The following is a 14,569-nucleotide window of genomic DNA, read 5'->3' as shown; positions in this document are numbered from 1 at the left end:
TTCCGTGGATAACCGGCCGGTTGTGGAAAACTCCGTCACCCGTCAGGGGCAAGGAACGCCCAGCGCGCCCAAAGGCTCAGCACACCCCGACCTACCTGGGCGAGACCACCACACCCAGCAGCCCCGGCCCCGTGTGCGCCCCGATGACCGCGCCCACCTCGCTCACCTGCAGGTCGGCCAGCCCCGGCACCCGTTCCCGCAGCCGCTCGGCGAGCAGGGCGGCCCGGTCGGGGGCGGCCAGGTGGTGGACGGCGACGTCGACGGGCGCGGTGCCCGCCCGCTCGACGGCGATCTCCTCCAGGCGGGCGATGGCCTTGGACGCGGTGCGGACCTTCTCGCGCAGCTCGATGCGGCCGTCCTCCAGCTGCAGCAGCGGTTTGACGGCGAGCGCCGAGCCCAGCAGCGCCTGTGCGGCGCCGATGCGGCCGCCGCGCCGCAGGTAGTCGAGGGTGTCGACGTAGAAGTACGCGGCAGTGCCCTGGGCGCGTTTCTCCGCCGCGGCCACCGCCTCGTCCAGCGTGCCGCCGGCCTGCGCCGTCTCCGCGGCGGCCAGCGCGCAGAACCCCAGGGCCATGGCCACCATGCCCGTGTCCACGGCCCTGACCGGGACGGGCGCCTCCCGGGCCGCGAGCACGGCCGCGTCGTACGTACCGGAGAGCTCGGCGGACAGGTGCAGGGAGACGATGCCTTCGGCACCGGCCTCGGCTGCCGCGCGGTAGGCCGCGGCGAAGACCTCGGGGCCGGGGCGGGACGTGGTCACCGGCCTCCGCTTCTGCAGGGCCTGGGCCACCGACCGGGCCGAGATCTCGGTGCCCTCCTCCAGCGCCTCGCCGCCCAGGACGACCGTCAGCGGTACGGCGGTGATCCCGTGCCGCTCTCTCTCCTGTTGCGGCAGGTAGGCCGTTGAATCGGTGATGATCGCGACATGGCGGGACATGCACCGGAGGGTACCCGCCAGGCCGCCCCGACGGCAGTGCGAGCCTCCGCTTGCGGGCCCTCCCGGCTGTCAGGCGGTGCTTTCCGGACGCTTGGCCTTCTGCCAGGAGTACCCTGCCTGCCGCCAGGTATCCCGCCCGGTGATCGCGGCCCGCTCCGGCTCCCCGGCGTCCGCCGCGCCGGCCTGCGCCGACGCCTCACCGGAAGCCTTCGGGGCACCGCCCGACGCCCCGGGCTTCGCCCCGGCACCCGACGCCGCCGCCGCTCCCGTACCGGCCACCGGCTCCGTTTCCGTCTCCCAGTGCCGCAGCGCGCCCGTCTCCATCCGGATCTGCTCGCTCAGCGCCGACAGGTCGTCGTCCGCGAACTGCCGTGCCCGGTCCTGCGCGGCCCACCGCAGCGAGTCCGCCGAGTGCGTGACGCGCTCGGTGCGCTCGCGCAGCTCCGGCAGGCGCGCGGCCACCCGGCCCTTGTCCGGCTCGGTCTCCAGCTTGCGCAGGTCCTCGTCGATCTCGTGGGCATGGGCGCTGAGCCGCTCGAAGAGGGCCAGGGACTCCGACAGGGAGGCATCCTCAGGCAGGGCCGCCCGCAGCACGTCCTGGGTGGCACGCATCGACGTGCGCAGGGACAGCCGCAGCTGCGCGACCTCGCCGCCCGGGCCCGGCTGGACGTACTGCCTGGCCTTGAGCCGCGTGTCCTCGACCGTGCGCCGCGCCTGGGTGACCGTGCGGTCCACGCCGCGCTTGACCGCCCGCACCGTCCTGACCGCGGCGATCACCGCGAACGCGACGAGGATCGCAAAGATCACGGCGAAGATCGCGGCGGCGGCGTCCATATGCGCTCCTCCAGAGGCCCGGGCGGGCCCGGCACATCAACGGCAGGGTCCGTCCCCACCCCTCCACCGTAAACGCAACGGGCAGGCCGAGGGTTCCGGAAGAACCCCCAACCTGCCCGTAGGGACAAACCCCTAGCTCATGCGCGAGCCCTTACGCCGGAACGATGTTCACCAGCTTCGGCGCCCGCACGATCACCTTGCGGATGCCCGCCCCGGCCAGCGCCGCCACGACCGCCGGGTCGGCCAGGGCCACCTTCTCCAGCTCCTCGTCGGAGATCGACGGGGGCACCTCCAGGCGGGCCTTGACCTTGCCCTTGATCTGGACGACGCAGGTCACGGCCTCGTCGACCAGGTAGGCCGGGTCGGCCACGGGGAAGTCCCGGTGCACGACCGAGTCGGTGTGGCCGAGCTTGCGCCACAGCTCCTCGGCGATGTGCGGGGCCAGCGGCGCGAAGAGCAGCACCAGCGGCTCGGCGACGGACCGGGGCACCTCGCGCAGCTTGGTGACGTGGTTGTTCAGCTCGGTCACCTTGGCGATGGCGGTGTTGAAGCGCAGGTTCGCCATGTCCTGGGAGATGCCGTCGACGGCCTTGTGCAGGGCGCGCAGCGTCGCCTCGTCGGGCTCGGCGTCGACCACGGTGACCTCGCCGGTGTTCTCGTCCACCACGTTGCGCCACAGGCGCTGCAGCAGCCGGTACTGGCCGATGACGGCGCGCGTGTCCCAGGGGCGGGAGACGTCCAGGGGACCCATCGCCATCTCGTACAGGCGCAGCGTGTCCGCGCCGTACTCGGCGCAGATCTCGTCCGGCGTGACGGCGTTCTTCAGGGACTTGCCCATCTTGCCGAGCAGCCGGCTGACCTTCTCGCCCTGGTAGTAGTACGCGCCGTCGCGCTCCTCCACCTCGGCGGCCGGGACGGCGATGCCACGGCTGTCGCGGTAGACGTACGCCTGGATCATGCCCTGGTTGTAGAGCTTGTGGAACGGCTCGGCCGAGGAGATGTGGCCCAGGTCGAAGAGGACCTTGGACCAGAACCGGGCGTACAGCAGGTGCAGCACGGCGTGCTCGGCGCCGCCGACGTACAGGTCGACGCCACCGTGCGGCTGGCCCTCGCGCGGGCCCATCCAGTACTGCTCGGCGTCGGCGGAGACCAGGCGCTCGTCGTTGTGCGGGTCCAGGTAGCGCAGCTCGTACCAGCAGGAGCCGGCCCAGTTGGGCATGGTGTTGGTCTCGCGGCGGTAGCGCTTGACGCCGTCGCCGAGGTCCAGCTCGACGTTGACCCAGTCCTCGTTGCGCGAGAGCGGGGTCTCGGGCGAGGTGTCGGCGTCGTCCGGCTCGAACGTGCGCGGCGAGTAGTCCTCGACCTCGGGCAGCTCCAGCGGGAGCATCGACTCGGGCAGCGAGTGGGCGACGCCGTCCTCGTCGTAGACGATCGGGAAGGGCTCGCCCCAGTAGCGCTGGCGGCTGAACAGCCAGTCGCGCAGGCGGAAGTTGATGGTGCCTTCGCCGATGCCGCGCTCGGTCAGGTGGGCGATGACGGTGCGCTTGGCCTCGTCGATCTCCATGCCGTTGAGGTCGATCTCGTCGTTGGCGGAGTTGATCGCCGGGCCCTGGCCGCCGTACGCCTCGCCCTCCCAGCCCTCGGGGGGCTGGACGGTGCGGATGATGGGCAGGTCGAAGGCGGTGGCGAACTCCCAGTCGCGCTCGTCCTGGCCCGGGACGGCCATGATCGCGCCGGTGCCGTAGCCCATCAGGACGTAGTCGGCGACGAAGACGGGGACGCGCTCGCCGGTCAGCGGGTTGAGGGCGTACGCACCGGTGAAGACACCGGTCTTGTCCTTGCCCTCGGTCTGGCGCTCGACGTCGGTCTTGGACTGCGCCTGCTTGCGGTAGGCGGCGACGGCGTCGGCCGGGGTCGACGCGCCCCCGGTCCAGATGTCCTTGGTGCCCTCGGGCCACTCGGCGGGCACGATGGCGTCGATCAGGTCGTGCTCGGGGGCCAGCACCATGTAGGTGGCGCCGAACAGGGTGTCGGGGCGCGTGGTGAAGACCGTGACCTTCGCCTCGGCGCCGTCCGCCACCGCGAAGTCGACGCGGGCGCCCTCGCTGCGGCCGATCCAGTTGCGCTGCTGCAGCTTGATGGCCTCGGGCCAGTCCAGGGCGTCCAGGTCGTCGATCAGGCGGTCCGCGTAGGCGGTGATCCGCATGTTCCACTGGCGCAGCTTGGACTTGAAGACGGGGAAGTTGCCGCGCTCGGAGCGGCCGTCGGAGGTGACCTCCTCGTTGGCCAGCACGGTGCCCAGGCCGGGGCACCAGTTCACGGGCGCGTCGGAGGCGTACGCCAGGCGGTACGTGCCCAGGACGTCGGAGCGCTCGGCGGCGCTCAGCTCGCTCCACGCGCGCGTGCCCGGAACCTCACGCTGCCCGCTCTCGAACTCCTCGACCAGCTCACTGATCGGCCGGGCCTTCTTGGCGTCCGCGTCGTACCAGGAGTTGAAGATCTGCAGGAAGATCCACTGCGTCCACTTGTAGTACTCCGGGTCGATCGTCGCGAACGACCGGCGCTTGTCGTGGCCCAGACCCAGGCGGCGCAGCTGCGCCTTCATGTTGTCCATGTTGGCCTCGGTGGACACCCGGGGGTGCGTGCCGGTCTGCACCGCGTACTGCTCGGCGGGCAGGCCGAAGGCGTCGAAGCCGAGGGTGTGCAGGACGTTGTGGCCCGTCATGCGGTGGTAGCGCGCGTAGACGTCGGTGGCGATGTAGCCGAGCGGGTGGCCGACGTGCAGGCCCGCACCCGAGGGGTACGGGAACATGTCCATGATGAACTTCTTGGGCCGGGCGACGACGTCCGGGTCGCCCGCCAGCTCTCCGCTGGGGTTGGGCGCGGCGTACGTGCCGTCCGCGTCCCAGAAGTCCTGCCAGCGCGCCTCGATGTCAGCGGCCAGCGCGGCCGTGTAGCGGTGCGGGGCGGCCACTTCGGCGGCGGTGGGGGTCTCGCTCATCGTCCTCAAAGCTCCATCGATCGTCGTCTCTGCCTGCGGCTGCGATATTCCGGTCCTCCGGGCTGGCCCCGGAAATGAAAAAGCCCCTCGCACAGGAGGGGACGCCGCGCCGATGCCGACCGGAAGTCACCGGTCGGTGCTGATCAGCGCGGCTCGCTAAGCAGGAGGCGTACGGCACGCATGGGGTCAGGTTACCGCAGCGGCGGAAGGTACCGCACCGAGGCAAGGGCCCCGCAGACGTTAGCAGCGGCACCCCGCCGCCCACCGGGGTTGCGCGAAGCGCGGCCGCCGCCGCGGCCCGCTGCCTAGCGTGCCGGGGCATGGACCTCCACCGCTTCCTCGACCAGACCGGTGGCGTGCTCGCCCTGGTCTCGCTGACCGCGACCGTCGTCTGGGGGCTCATCGCCACCGACCGGCTGGTCCTCGGCCCGCGCAGCCGGCTGCTCGCCCAGGCCGTGCACCGGGCGACCGCCGTCGGCGCGCTCGGCTTCCTGTTCGTCCACGTGGGCGTCAAGGTCACCGAGGCGCACGCCTCGGCCGGCGCCGCCCTGCTGCCGTTCTCCTCCGGTGTCCGGGGCCGCGACGGGCTGATCGCCCTGGGGTCGCTCGCGGGCCATCTGATGGTGCTCGCCGCGGCGACCGGCGCCGGGCGCAGCGCCTTCGCCGGGCGCGGAAGCGCCGCCCACCGCTGGCGGGCGCTGCACGGCTGCGCCTACGCCGCCTGGTGCGCCGCCCTCCTGCACGGCCTCAACGCGGGGCGCGCCCCGGCGCGTTGGGTGACCCTCTGCTACGCGCTCTGCCTGGCGGCGGTGGCGGGCGCGCTCCTGTTACGCCTCGCGCTGGCGCGCCTCGCGCAGGGCCGCCGCGTACCGGAGCACCGCATACGGGGCCGCCGCCGACGCCCCGAAGAGGCCGTCGCCGTTGCCCCGCAGCCGGTCCGGGAAGCCCCCGTGCCGTACGCCGGCACGGACCTCGCGCGGCCCCGTGCCGCCCACGGCGCGCCGGGCCGGCACCGGTGAGGGCCGCCGTGACCGGCGGACTGCCGGAGGTGCTCGCGCTCGGGCAGCCCCGCCTGACGGCCGGCTTCGAGGACGCCGGGCGCCTGGACCGGCGGGCGCACCTGGCCGTGCACGGCACGGCGCCGCGCCTGACCGAGGACGATCTGATCCGGCTCGCGGAAGCGGTCGCCCTGCGCGGGCGCGGCGGCGCCGGCTTCCCGTTCGCGCGGAAGCTGCGCGCGGTGGGCGGCACGGCGCGGCGGCGCGGGGTCCGGCCCGCGGTGATGGTCAACGGCTGCGAGGGCGAGCCCGCGTGCCGCAAGGACGCCGTCCTGCTCGAGCGCGCCCCGCACCTGGTGCTGGACGGCGCACTGCTGGCCGCCGAGGCGCTCGGGGCCCGCACGCTCGTGGTCGGGGTGACGCGGCCGGGCACGGAGGCGTCCATGCGGGAGGCGCTCGCGGAGCGCGGTCTGGCCGACCGGCGCGGACGGGCGGTACGCGCCCGGGTCGTACGCCTGCCCGAGCGCATGGTCTCCGGTGAGTCGTCCGCCCTGCTGCGCGCCGCCGACGGCGGGCCCGCGCTCCCGCCCGGCCGGCACCCGCGCGCCAGCGAGCAGGGCCTGGCCGGGCTGCCGACGCTGCTCTCCAACACCGAGACCTTCGCCCAACTCGCCCTCGCCGCCCGCCTGGGCGCCGCCCGCTACGCCACGGCCGGCACGCCGGACGAGCCGGGCACCGTCCTGCTCACCGTCTCCGGCGCGGTGCCCGGCCCCTGCGTGGTGGAGGCGCCGAGCGGCGTGGCGCTGCCGCACGTGCTGGCCCGGTGCGGGGCCGGGCAGGCGCCGCAGGGGGTGCTGGTCGGCGGCTATCACGGCGGCTGGCTGGACGCGCCGACGGCGGCGGAGGCGCTGCTGTCGCGGAACGCCCTGGCGGCGTGCGGCGCGAGCCTGGGCGCGGGCGCGGTGCTGCCGCTGCCCGACGCCACCTGCCCGCTGGGCGAGACGGTCCGCGTGGCGCACTGGCTGGCGGCCGAGTCGGCGGGCCAGTGCGGGCCCTGCCGGCTCGGCCTGCCGACGCTCGCGGGGGCGCTGGCGGACGTGGTGGCCGGCGGCGGGCGCGGCGCGCTGGAAGGCGTACGGGAGGCCGCGGGGGGCGTACGCGGCCGGGGGGCGTGCGCCCATCCGGACGGCTCGGCGCGCTTCGTGCTGAGCGCCCTGACGGCGTTCACGGACGATCTGGCCGCGCACGTCCTGGGCAGCGGCTGCGGGCGCCCCACGGCCGGCGTGCTGCCCCTGCCGAGCCCGCCCGGCGAGGCGCCCGGCGAGGGGCGTACGGAGCGGCTGGCGGTGGACTGGACGCTGTGCGAGGGGCACGGGCTGTGCGCGGGGCTGCTGCCCGAGCTCGTACGCATCGGACCGGACGGATTTCCCGTGCTGGCGGACACAGGGGTGCCCGAGCACCTTCGGGGGCGCGCGCAACGATCCGTACGCCGCTGTCCGGCGCTGGCGCTGCGCCTGGACCGCGGGCAATGATCCATAAACGAGGAGAGGACAAACGATGAGAGGGCCGTCCTTGCGGACGACCCTCTCATCTTCTGTGGAGCTAAGGAGAATTGAACTCCTGACCTCCTGCATGCCATGCAGGCGCTCTACCAACTGAGCTATAGCCCCTTGTTTTGTTTTCCGCCCGGTTTTCCTTGCGGTCTCCCTGGCGACACGGATTACATTACACGGACCTCCCCCCCACTTGCCAAATCGGTTCGACCCCCCGACCGGGTCGCCCCGGTTTGACCGATTTTCAGGCCGTCGCGAGGGGTCAGGCCGTCGCGAAGGAGTAGAACCTCTTCAGCGCGCAGTGCTCGTCGAGCAGCCGTCCGTAGATCGGCTCGCCCTCGAGCTCGCGGTAGGTCTCGATCGGGTCGCCTTTTATGATCAGCGCCCGCGCACACTCCACACACCAGTACTGGTATTCGGAGTTGAGCGGCTCCATGTCACGGACGATCGGCGTCCCGCTGCCGCACCAGTCGCACTTCCGGCTGTGAGCACCCATGGGTCAGCTCCAACCCCCTCCCCTTCGGCCCCGTCCGCTCCCGGCCGTCCGATTCTGCCACGGGACCACGCCGGAACAGCAACAATCCCGCCTCCCTGTGAGTGGGAGACGGGATCGTCCGAACTGTGGAGCTAAGGAGAATTGAACTCCTGACCTCCTGCATGCCATGCAGGCGCTCTACCAACTGAGCTATAGCCCCGCTGTTCTCGGTTCCCCCGGAGGTTTCCCTCCGCGTTCCCCGCGAACAAGAAGAACTTTAGCCTGTGACCTGCCCAGAAGTGAAATCGGGCCTCAGGGGCCACACGACGGGCACCTCAGTCGTCGTCGCCGAGGACCGGCTCGGGCAGCGTCCCGGCGTTGTGCTCCTGCAGCCGCCAGCCGCGCGCGCCCTCGCCCAGCACAGACCAGCAGCAGTTGGTGAGGCCGCCCAGGGCCTCCCAGGAGCGGGCCTCCAGGCCCAGCAGCCGGCCGATGGTGGTGCGGATCGTGCCGCCGTGGCTGACGACGACCAGGGTGCCGCCGTCGGGCAGCTTCTCGGCGTGGGACCGCACGACGGGCGCGGCCCGGTCGGCGACCTCGGTCTCCAGCTCGCCGCCGCCCCTGCGCACGGGCTCGCCGCGCTTCCACGCCGCGTACTGCTCGCCGTAGCGCTCGGAGATCTCCTCGTGGGTCAGGCCCTGCCAGGTGCCCGCGTAGGTCTCGCGCAGCTCGGGGTGGTGGGAGACCTCCAGGCCCGTGACGGCCGACAGCTCGGCGGCGGTGGCCGCGGCGCGCTTGAGGTCGGAGGCGACGATGGCGTCCGGCCGCAGCGCCGCCAGCAGCCGGGCGGCCCGGCGCGCCTGCGCGACGCCGGTGCCGGTCAGCTCGATGTCCGTGGTGCCCTGGAAGCGGCGCTCCACGTTCCATGCGGTCTGACCGTGCCGCCACAGCACGATCCGGCGGCCCCGGCCGCCCGGACGGCCGTTCAGCTCAGGTCCCCGTCCACCTCGGCCGCCTGCGCGCGGGCGTGCTCGTCGGCCTTGCCGCGGGTGGCGACGGCGTCGGCGGGCAGGTCGATCTCGGGGCAGTCCTTCCACAGCCGCTCCAGGGCGTAGAAGACCCGCTCCTCGCTGTGCTGGACGTGCACGACGATGTCGACGTAGTCCAGGAGCACCCAGCGGGCGTCACGGTCGCCCTCGCGGCGCACCGGCTTGACGCCGAGGTCCTTGAGCAGCCGCTCCTCGATCTCGTCGACGATCGACTTGACCTGGCGGTCGTTGGGGGCCGAGGCCAGCAGGAAGGCGTCGGTGATCGACAGCACGTCGCTGACGTCGTACGCGATGACATCGTGCGCGAGCTTGTCGGCGGCCGCCTGGGCAGCGGCCTGGATGAGCTCGATGGAGCGGTCAGTGGCGGTCACAAGCCATGCTTTCGTAAAGAGGGTCAGTACCTCTCAAGGGTCTCACGACCCGCCGACACCCCTCCTGGCCTTTTCCGCCCGCCCCGGGACCGCCCCGGGACCGCCCCGGCAGGGCCCCGGGCCGCCGGGACGGCCCGCCTGCGCTCAGCTCTTGTAGTCCTTGCCCAGGACCACGGTGATGTCGGCGTTGCCCGCGCCGTCGCCCTTGCGCACGGCCTTCTCCGGCAGCCCCAGCGTCTTCGCGGCCTCCTTGGCCTCGGCCGCCCGGGCCTCGTCGGCGTAGACCACCGAGGAGGTCGCCTGAGCCGGACCGGCCGAGCCGCCGTCGACGTAGGTGTAGCCCCCGTTGACCAGCTTGACCTGCGCCGATCCGGTCGCGGCCGGGGTGCCTGTGGCGTTCTTCACGCTCACCCGGGGCGGTGCGTTCTTGTCGGTGTTCTTCACCGTGCCGCCCAGCACGTCCTTGACCACGCCGTCAGCCGCCCGCTCGCCGAGCGTGCCGTCGGACTGCACGGGCAGGACGGCGGTGCCGTACGAGCCCTCCTTGGCCTTCTCGGCGAGGTGGGCCAGCGAGGCGCCCAGCTGCTGGACGGAGAGCGAGGGGTCGGGGATCTGGGCGAGCGACTCCACGGTCGTGGTGGCCGCCTTGGCGTCGCTGGACATCTTGCGCAGCACGCCCTGCATGACCTGGCCGAACCGCGCCAGCGGCTTGCCCTGGTCCTCGCCGGGGCCCTGGTAGGTGGCGTAGGCGACCGCCGTCTGGCCGCTCAGGCTCTGGCCCTTGCCCGGGCTCACCAGGGGGCGGTCGCCCTCCTTGGCGCCGGGGACGGTCGTGTCCGTGTCGACGGTGATGCCGCCGACCAGCTCGACGAGGTTCTCGAGGTAGGGGGTGTCCAGCCGCCAGCTGCCCTTGATGTCGGCGCCGAGCAGGGTGTTCAGCGCGTCCCGGGTGCCGCCGGTGCCGGCCTCCTGGACGGCCTTGCCGAGGGTCGTGGCGCCGCCGCCCTCCTTGCCGAGGGCCAGCGCGTTCGGCAGCAGCACCGCCGTGGCCTTCTTGGTGGTCGCGTTGTCGACCAGCAGGGCCGTGGCGCTGTCACCGCCCCGGGTCTGGCGCAGGTGCACGACGATGACGTCGCGCTTCTGCGCGCCGCTCACCGCCGCCGGGCCCTTCTTCTCCTCGCCGCCGGCCAGCAGGAACCAGCCGATGCCGCCGCCGAGCGCCAGGACCAGCACCACGGCGAGCGCGACGTAGCGGTTGCGGCCCTTGCGTTTGCGCTCGTCGCGCCGCTCGGTGCGGCTCTCGCTGAACTTCAGCCAGTCGATGACGTCCTCGGAGTCCTCGTCCGGCTCCTCGATGAAGGAGAACTGCTCGGTGCGGTAGTCCGGCGCGTCCGGCGCCTCTCCCGCGGCCGGCCGGGGCTCGGGGACCCGCTGCCCGGTGCGGACCTGCGCGGCCGGCGGCTCCTCGTGCGCGGGCGGGCCCGCCTGCCGGGGGATCCACTCCTGCTGCTGGGTCTGCTGGGGCTGGTCCTGGGGTGCGGGGTTCTGGGCGTACGGATCGTAGGGGCCGTACGAGGAGTCGTACGCCTGCTGCTGGGCGGGCGGAGCCTGCTGGGCGTACGGGTCGTAGCCGTACGTCTGCTGTGCCTGCTGTTGAAGGGGCTGACCGTACTGGTCGTACACGCGCTCCGGGGCGTCCGGCCGGTACACCGGCTGCCCGTACGCGTCATAGCCGTGGACCTGCTGCTGCGGCGCGTACGGGTCGTGCGCGTACGGGTCCTGTCGGTCGTTCACCAGTGCCCCTCGATGCCCATCGAGCCGGAGTCGGCCCTCGCTCCGGTCTCAGCCGTCGTGACGGTACAGCCTGCGCTTGTCGATGTAGCGCACCACACCGTCGGGCACGAGGTACCAGACGGGCTCCCCCTGGGCGACGCGGGTGCGGCAGTCGGAGGAGGAGATGGCGAGGGCCGGGACCTCGACGAAGGAGACGCGGTCCTCGGGCAGCCCCGGGTTGGCCAGTATGTGACCGGGCCGGGTGACGCCGATGAAGTGGGCGAGCGAGAAGAGCTCCTCGGTGTCACGCCAGGTGAGGATCTGCGCCAGCGCGTCGGCGCCGGTGATGAAGAACAGGTCGGCGTTCTCGTTGAGGGCGCGCAGGTCCCGCAGGGTGTCCGTGGTGTAGGTCGGGCCGCCCCGGTCGATGTCGATGCGGCTGACCGAGAACTGCGGGTTGGAGGCGGTGGCGATCACCGTCATCAGATAGCGGTCCTCGGCCGGGGACACCTGCTTGTGGCTCTTCTGCCACGGCTGCCCGGTCGGCACGAAGACCACCTCGTCCAGGTGGAACTGCGAGGCCACTTCGCTCGCGGCGACCAGGTGTCCGTGGTGGACCGGGTCGAACGTCCCGCCCATCACTCCGAGCCGCCGCTTCGCGGGCCCTGTCTGCTCTCCCATGCGTGCAGACCCTACTGGGCTCCCCGACACGCCGAACCTCCAGGGACCGGCGGGATCAGCGGTCGCGGTTGAAGCGGGTGGTGATCCAGAGCAGGAGCAGCAGGATGACCAGGGCGGCGCCGCCGGTCATGTAGGGGCTGATGCTCTCGTGGGTGTCCACGTGGTGCTCGCCCTCGGAAGCGAGGGTGATCAGGGCGCTGTGGGCGGTGGTGAGGGTCACGTCGGCAGGACCTATCCGGGATGGGATCGGGTGGAGACTTCTGCCACATCGTATGCGGGCCCTTACGGCAAGCTCACGCCGACTCCGCGGCTCGGGCCGCTCAGTCCTTCTTGCCGTACCCGCGCAGCAGGAACCAGGCGAGGAAGACGACGCCGACCACGCCGACGATCAGGACCGTGCGCAGCACCGCGCCCGGGCCCGTGTCGCCCTTGGAGACGGCGAGGACCTCGGTGAACCCGGGATGCGTGGTGAAACCATTGATGAGGGGCATGACTCCCACGGTAGCCATGCCGGAGCCACGGCCTAGGCTGGGGTCCGGAAGCCGGGGGACGGGCCATCGACAAGGGCCACTGAGGGGGTCTTTCCACATGAGCGACAGCCACACCGACAGCCACGAGCGGGCGCCGGGCCGCGACCGCAGGCGCTTCCCCGACATCTCCTCGCGTGCGTACGAGCATCCGGCGGATCGTTCCGCCCTGGTGGCGCTGCGCAAGCTGAGCGGCTTCGACACGGTCTTCAAGGCCCTGAGCGGGCTGCTGCCCGAGCGCAGTCTGCGGCTGTTGTTCCTGTCCGAGTCGGTGCGGGTGAGCGAGCAGCAGTTCGCGCATCTGCACGCGATGCTGCTGGACGCCTGCTCCATCCTGGACATGCCGAGGGTCCCGGCGATGTACGTCACGCAGGATCCGCAGCCCGGCGCCATGTGCATCGGCCTGGACGAGCCGATCATCGTGGTCACCACCGGTCTGGTGGAGCTGCTGGACGAGGAGGAGATGCGGGCGGTCGTGGGCCACGAAGTGGGCCACGCCCTCTCCGGGCACGCCGTCTACCGCACGATCCTGCTGTTCCTGACCAACATGGCCGTGAAGGTCGCCTGGATCCCGCTGGGCAACATCGCGGTGATGGGGATCGTGACGGCGCTGCGCGAGTGGTTCCGCAAGTCCGAGCTGTCGGCGGACCGGGCGGGGCTGCTGGTGGGCCAGGACCTGCGGGCCTCCCTGCGGGGGCTGATGAAGATCGCGGGCGGCAACCACCTGCACGAGATGAACGTGGACGCCTTCCTCGCCCAGGCGGAGGAGTACGAGAGGGGCGGCGACCTGCGCGACTCCGTACTGAAGATCATGAACGTGCTGCCGCGCAGCCACCCGTTCACGACCGTACGGGCGGCGGAGCTGAAGAAGTGGGCCGAGAGCCGCGACCACCAGCGCATCATGGACGGCCACTACCCGCGCCGGGCGGAGGACAAGGACGCGTCGGTCTCCGACTCCTTCCGGCAGTCCGCGAACCACTACGCCGACGCGGTCCGCTCCAGCAAGGACCCGCTGATGGGGCTCGTGCGGGACCTGGCGGGCGGGGCCTCGGACCTGGGCGGCAAGCTGCGGGAGACGTTCGGGGGGCGCGGGGGCGCTGCGACGCCGCCGAAGGCTCCCGGGGACGGTGGGCGGGACACGCCGGGGTCCTGATCCGGTTCAGCGCCGCAGCGTCGGCTGGGACGACGGGGACAGGGCGCCGCAGAGGTCGGAGGTCGTGGGGCCGGGAGCGTAGGGGTCCGTGCCGTTCGGGCCCGCGGTGCTCGCCTTCTGGCCGGCCAGCAGCGGCCGCAGATAGCCGGCGTCGTCCGCCGAGCAGGACTGCGGCCCTGCCAGCAGATAGCTCTGCAGCACCTGTACGTGGTGCTCCTGCAGGTCGTCGCGGTCGAAGCGGAAGCGCATCGTGCGCCGCACGGTGAACAGCGACGCCTCCTCGGGCCCCTTCGCGGCGCGGACGGCGTAGACGAAGGTGTGGTCGGAGGAGACCTCCAGAGCGGCCGGGGACGCCTCGGTGATCGAGAAGGTGCCCTGGGTCCGCACGGTGCGGTCGGCGAGGGCCACCTGGGCGGGGTCGAAGCGGATCAGCCAGCCGGTGGCGGCGTACCGTCCGTCGTCGGCGGGGTGGGACAAGCTCCGGTCGAACTGGGCCAGTTGGGAAGGGGCGAGCAGCAGCCGGACGGTGCGGTGGCCGCCGCCGGTCAGGACGGCCGGGTCGAGGGCGGACTTGACCGTGTACTCCTTGGCGGTGGCCAGGGCGGCCATCACCAGGCTCTCGGAGAAATTCTGGGTGCGGCGTGCGGCCGGAAGGGTGACGCCCTCGGCGCCGTCGCGGAACTGGGCGGCGGGGCTGTTGTCGAAGAGGTCCTTCACGGCGGTGGACCCGGGCACCGGGTCACGCGGGGCGAGCGGCACGATCGCGGTGCGCAGGGCCTCGGCGGTGGGCGGCCTGGGCTCCTTGTAGGGGTGGCGCAGGCCCATGTAGACGGCCGTGCCGAAGGCGAGGGCGATCAGCATCACCAGGAGCAGCACCTGGCGCGAGGCGCTGACGCGGGCCCAGGCGTGCCGGGTGCGGACGGCCGGGGCGTGGTCGTCCATGCGCTCGCGGGCGGAGAACTCCTGGAGCCGGGCAGCACGGACGAACGATTCGTCGAACACGACGGATCGGTACTCTTCGTCGCCACCTCCCTGGGGGCCCTCGGGCGTGCCCTCAGGGGGGTCTCCAGGCCCGTTCATATCTCAAGAGTAGGTCTGCGGAGCGCCTGGTAAACGCCCTGGTACGCGACAAGTTCTGACGAAATTTCAAGCTGCCGGGCCGGGCTCGCCAATCCTGGCCAGGCAGTAGCACTCCGTGACGAAAAGACGGAGGGTCA

General features: G+C 72.4%; 14 protein-coding genes and 2 tRNA genes. 3 read left to right on the top strand and 13 right to left on the bottom strand.

The annotated features are described in order from the left end of the window. Positions 1 to 91 precede the first annotated feature (91 nt). The 3 genes from ACIGXW_RS20780 to leuS form a co-directional block, all read right to left on the bottom strand. On the bottom strand, positions 92 to 937 hold the full coding sequence (locus tag ACIGXW_RS20780; protein WP_399574350.1) for a DegV family protein: 846 nt from the start codon (positions 935 to 937) through the stop codon (positions 92 to 94). A 69-nt stretch (positions 938 to 1,006) separates the two neighbouring features. After that, positions 1,007 to 1,771: a hypothetical protein gene (locus tag ACIGXW_RS20775; RefSeq protein ID WP_399574349.1), complete on the bottom strand. Its 765-nt coding sequence runs from the start codon at positions 1,769 to 1,771 to the stop codon at positions 1,007 to 1,009. 151 nt (positions 1,772 to 1,922) lie between these two features. Further along, entirely contained in the window at positions 1,923 to 4,772 is a 2,850-nt protein-coding gene (gene leuS, locus ACIGXW_RS20770) for a leucine--tRNA ligase (protein WP_399574348.1), read from the bottom strand. Positions 4,773 to 5,092: 320 nt separating this feature from the next. Between leuS and ACIGXW_RS20765 the strand changes: the two genes are divergently transcribed. Beyond that, a complete protein-coding gene (locus ACIGXW_RS20765) occupies positions 5,093 to 5,791 on the top strand; it encodes a hypothetical protein (protein ID WP_399574347.1) in 699 nt (232 codons plus the stop codon). An 8-nt stretch (positions 5,792 to 5,799) separates the two neighbouring features. Next, complete coding sequence (locus tag ACIGXW_RS20760; protein ID WP_399574346.1) at positions 5,800 to 7,302, top strand: NADH-ubiquinone oxidoreductase-F iron-sulfur binding region domain-containing protein; 1,503 nt, start codon at positions 5,800 to 5,802, stop codon at positions 7,300 to 7,302. Between the two features lie 65 nt (positions 7,303 to 7,367). On the opposite strand, the gene ACIGXW_RS20755 is transcribed toward ACIGXW_RS20760, so the two are convergent. The 9 genes from ACIGXW_RS20755 to ACIGXW_RS20715 all read right to left on the bottom strand — a co-directional run bounded on the left by ACIGXW_RS20755 (position 7,368) and on the right by ACIGXW_RS20715 (position 12,163). Next, positions 7,368 to 7,440, bottom strand: a tRNA-Ala gene (locus ACIGXW_RS20755). Between the two features lie 145 nt (positions 7,441 to 7,585). Beyond that, positions 7,586 to 7,819, bottom strand: a complete 234-nt coding sequence (locus ACIGXW_RS20750; RefSeq protein WP_071963321.1) for a hypothetical protein — start codon at positions 7,817 to 7,819, stop codon at positions 7,586 to 7,588. 126 nt (positions 7,820 to 7,945) lie between these two features. Then, positions 7,946 to 8,018 (bottom strand) — tRNA-Ala (locus tag ACIGXW_RS20745). 115 nt (positions 8,019 to 8,133) lie between these two features. Continuing rightward, the gene (locus ACIGXW_RS20740; protein WP_071963369.1) at positions 8,134 to 8,787 is read right to left on the bottom strand and encodes a histidine phosphatase family protein; all 654 of its coding nucleotides are present in this window, start codon (positions 8,785 to 8,787) and stop codon (positions 8,134 to 8,136) included. Further along, positions 8,784 to 9,218 carry a ribosome silencing factor gene (rsfS, locus tag ACIGXW_RS20735; RefSeq protein WP_071963320.1) on the bottom strand — a complete coding sequence of 145 codons (435 nt, stop codon included), beginning with the start codon at positions 9,216 to 9,218 and terminating at the stop codon, positions 8,784 to 8,786. The genes ACIGXW_RS20740 and rsfS overlap by 4 nt, the downstream gene beginning before the upstream one ends. 144 nt (positions 9,219 to 9,362) lie before the next feature. Then, the gene (locus ACIGXW_RS20730) at positions 9,363 to 11,012 is read right to left on the bottom strand and encodes an LCP family protein (RefSeq protein WP_399574345.1); all 1,650 of its coding nucleotides are present in this window, start codon (positions 11,010 to 11,012) and stop codon (positions 9,363 to 9,365) included. Positions 11,013 to 11,060: 48 nt separating this feature from the next. Next, on the bottom strand, positions 11,061 to 11,672 hold the full coding sequence (nadD, locus tag ACIGXW_RS20725) for a nicotinate-nucleotide adenylyltransferase (RefSeq protein WP_071963325.1): 612 nt from the start codon (positions 11,670 to 11,672) through the stop codon (positions 11,061 to 11,063). Positions 11,673 to 11,727: 55 nt separating this feature from the next. After that, positions 11,728 to 11,892, bottom strand: a complete 165-nt coding sequence (locus tag ACIGXW_RS20720) for a hypothetical protein (protein ID WP_177337872.1) — start codon at positions 11,890 to 11,892, stop codon at positions 11,728 to 11,730. A gap of 100 nt (positions 11,893 to 11,992) precedes the next feature. Further along, positions 11,993 to 12,163, bottom strand: a complete 171-nt coding sequence (locus tag ACIGXW_RS20715; protein ID WP_177337874.1) for a hypothetical protein — start codon at positions 12,161 to 12,163, stop codon at positions 11,993 to 11,995. Between the two features lie 97 nt (positions 12,164 to 12,260). Here ACIGXW_RS20715 and ACIGXW_RS20710 point away from each other — a divergent pair, with 97 nt between their 5' ends. Next, complete coding sequence (locus ACIGXW_RS20710; RefSeq protein WP_071963327.1) at positions 12,261 to 13,352, top strand: M48 family metallopeptidase; 1,092 nt, start codon at positions 12,261 to 12,263, stop codon at positions 13,350 to 13,352. A 6-nt stretch (positions 13,353 to 13,358) separates the two neighbouring features. Here ACIGXW_RS20710 and ACIGXW_RS20705 read toward each other — a convergent pair whose 3' ends face one another. After that, the gene (locus tag ACIGXW_RS20705) at positions 13,359 to 14,432 is read right to left on the bottom strand and encodes a hypothetical protein (protein WP_399574344.1); all 1,074 of its coding nucleotides are present in this window, start codon (positions 14,430 to 14,432) and stop codon (positions 13,359 to 13,361) included. Between the last annotated feature and the right edge of the window lie 137 nt (positions 14,433 to 14,569).

Origin of the sequence: Streptomyces sp. NPDC053079 (assembly GCF_044546695.1) — a bacterium.
Lineage (GTDB): Bacteria > Actinomycetota > Actinomycetes > Streptomycetales > Streptomycetaceae > Streptomyces.
The sequence above is the reverse complement of the archived record's forward strand: the minus strand, read 5'-3'. Positions and strand labels throughout refer to the sequence as shown.

Bases quoted from the DNA above. Each gene is read 5' to 3' on its own strand.
- leuS (WP_399574348.1), bottom strand. From the start codon at position 4,772: ATGAGCGAGACCCCCACCGCCGCCGAAGTGGCCGCCCCGCACCGCTAC.
- ACIGXW_RS20765 (WP_399574347.1), top strand. From the start codon at position 5,093: ATGGACCTCCACCGCTTCCTCGACCAGACCGGTGGCGTGCTCGCCCTG.
- ACIGXW_RS20705 (WP_399574344.1), bottom strand. From the start codon at position 14,432: ATGAACGGGCCTGGAGACCCCCCTGAGGGCACGCCCGAGGGCCCCCAG.
- ACIGXW_RS20710 (WP_071963327.1), top strand. From the start codon at position 12,261: ATGAGCGACAGCCACACCGACAGCCACGAGCGGGCGCCGGGCCGCGAC.
- ACIGXW_RS20715 (WP_177337874.1), bottom strand. From the start codon at position 12,163: ATGCCCCTCATCAATGGTTTCACCACGCATCCCGGGTTCACCGAGGTC.
- ACIGXW_RS20750 (WP_071963321.1), bottom strand. From the start codon at position 7,819: ATGGGTGCTCACAGCCGGAAGTGCGACTGGTGCGGCAGCGGGACGCCG.
- nadD (WP_071963325.1), bottom strand. From the start codon at position 11,672: ATGGGAGAGCAGACAGGGCCCGCGAAGCGGCGGCTCGGAGTGATGGGC.
- ACIGXW_RS20775 (WP_399574349.1), bottom strand. From the start codon at position 1,771: ATGGACGCCGCCGCCGCGATCTTCGCCGTGATCTTTGCGATCCTCGTC.
- ACIGXW_RS20780 (WP_399574350.1), bottom strand. From the start codon at position 937: ATGTCCCGCCATGTCGCGATCATCACCGATTCAACGGCCTACCTGCCG.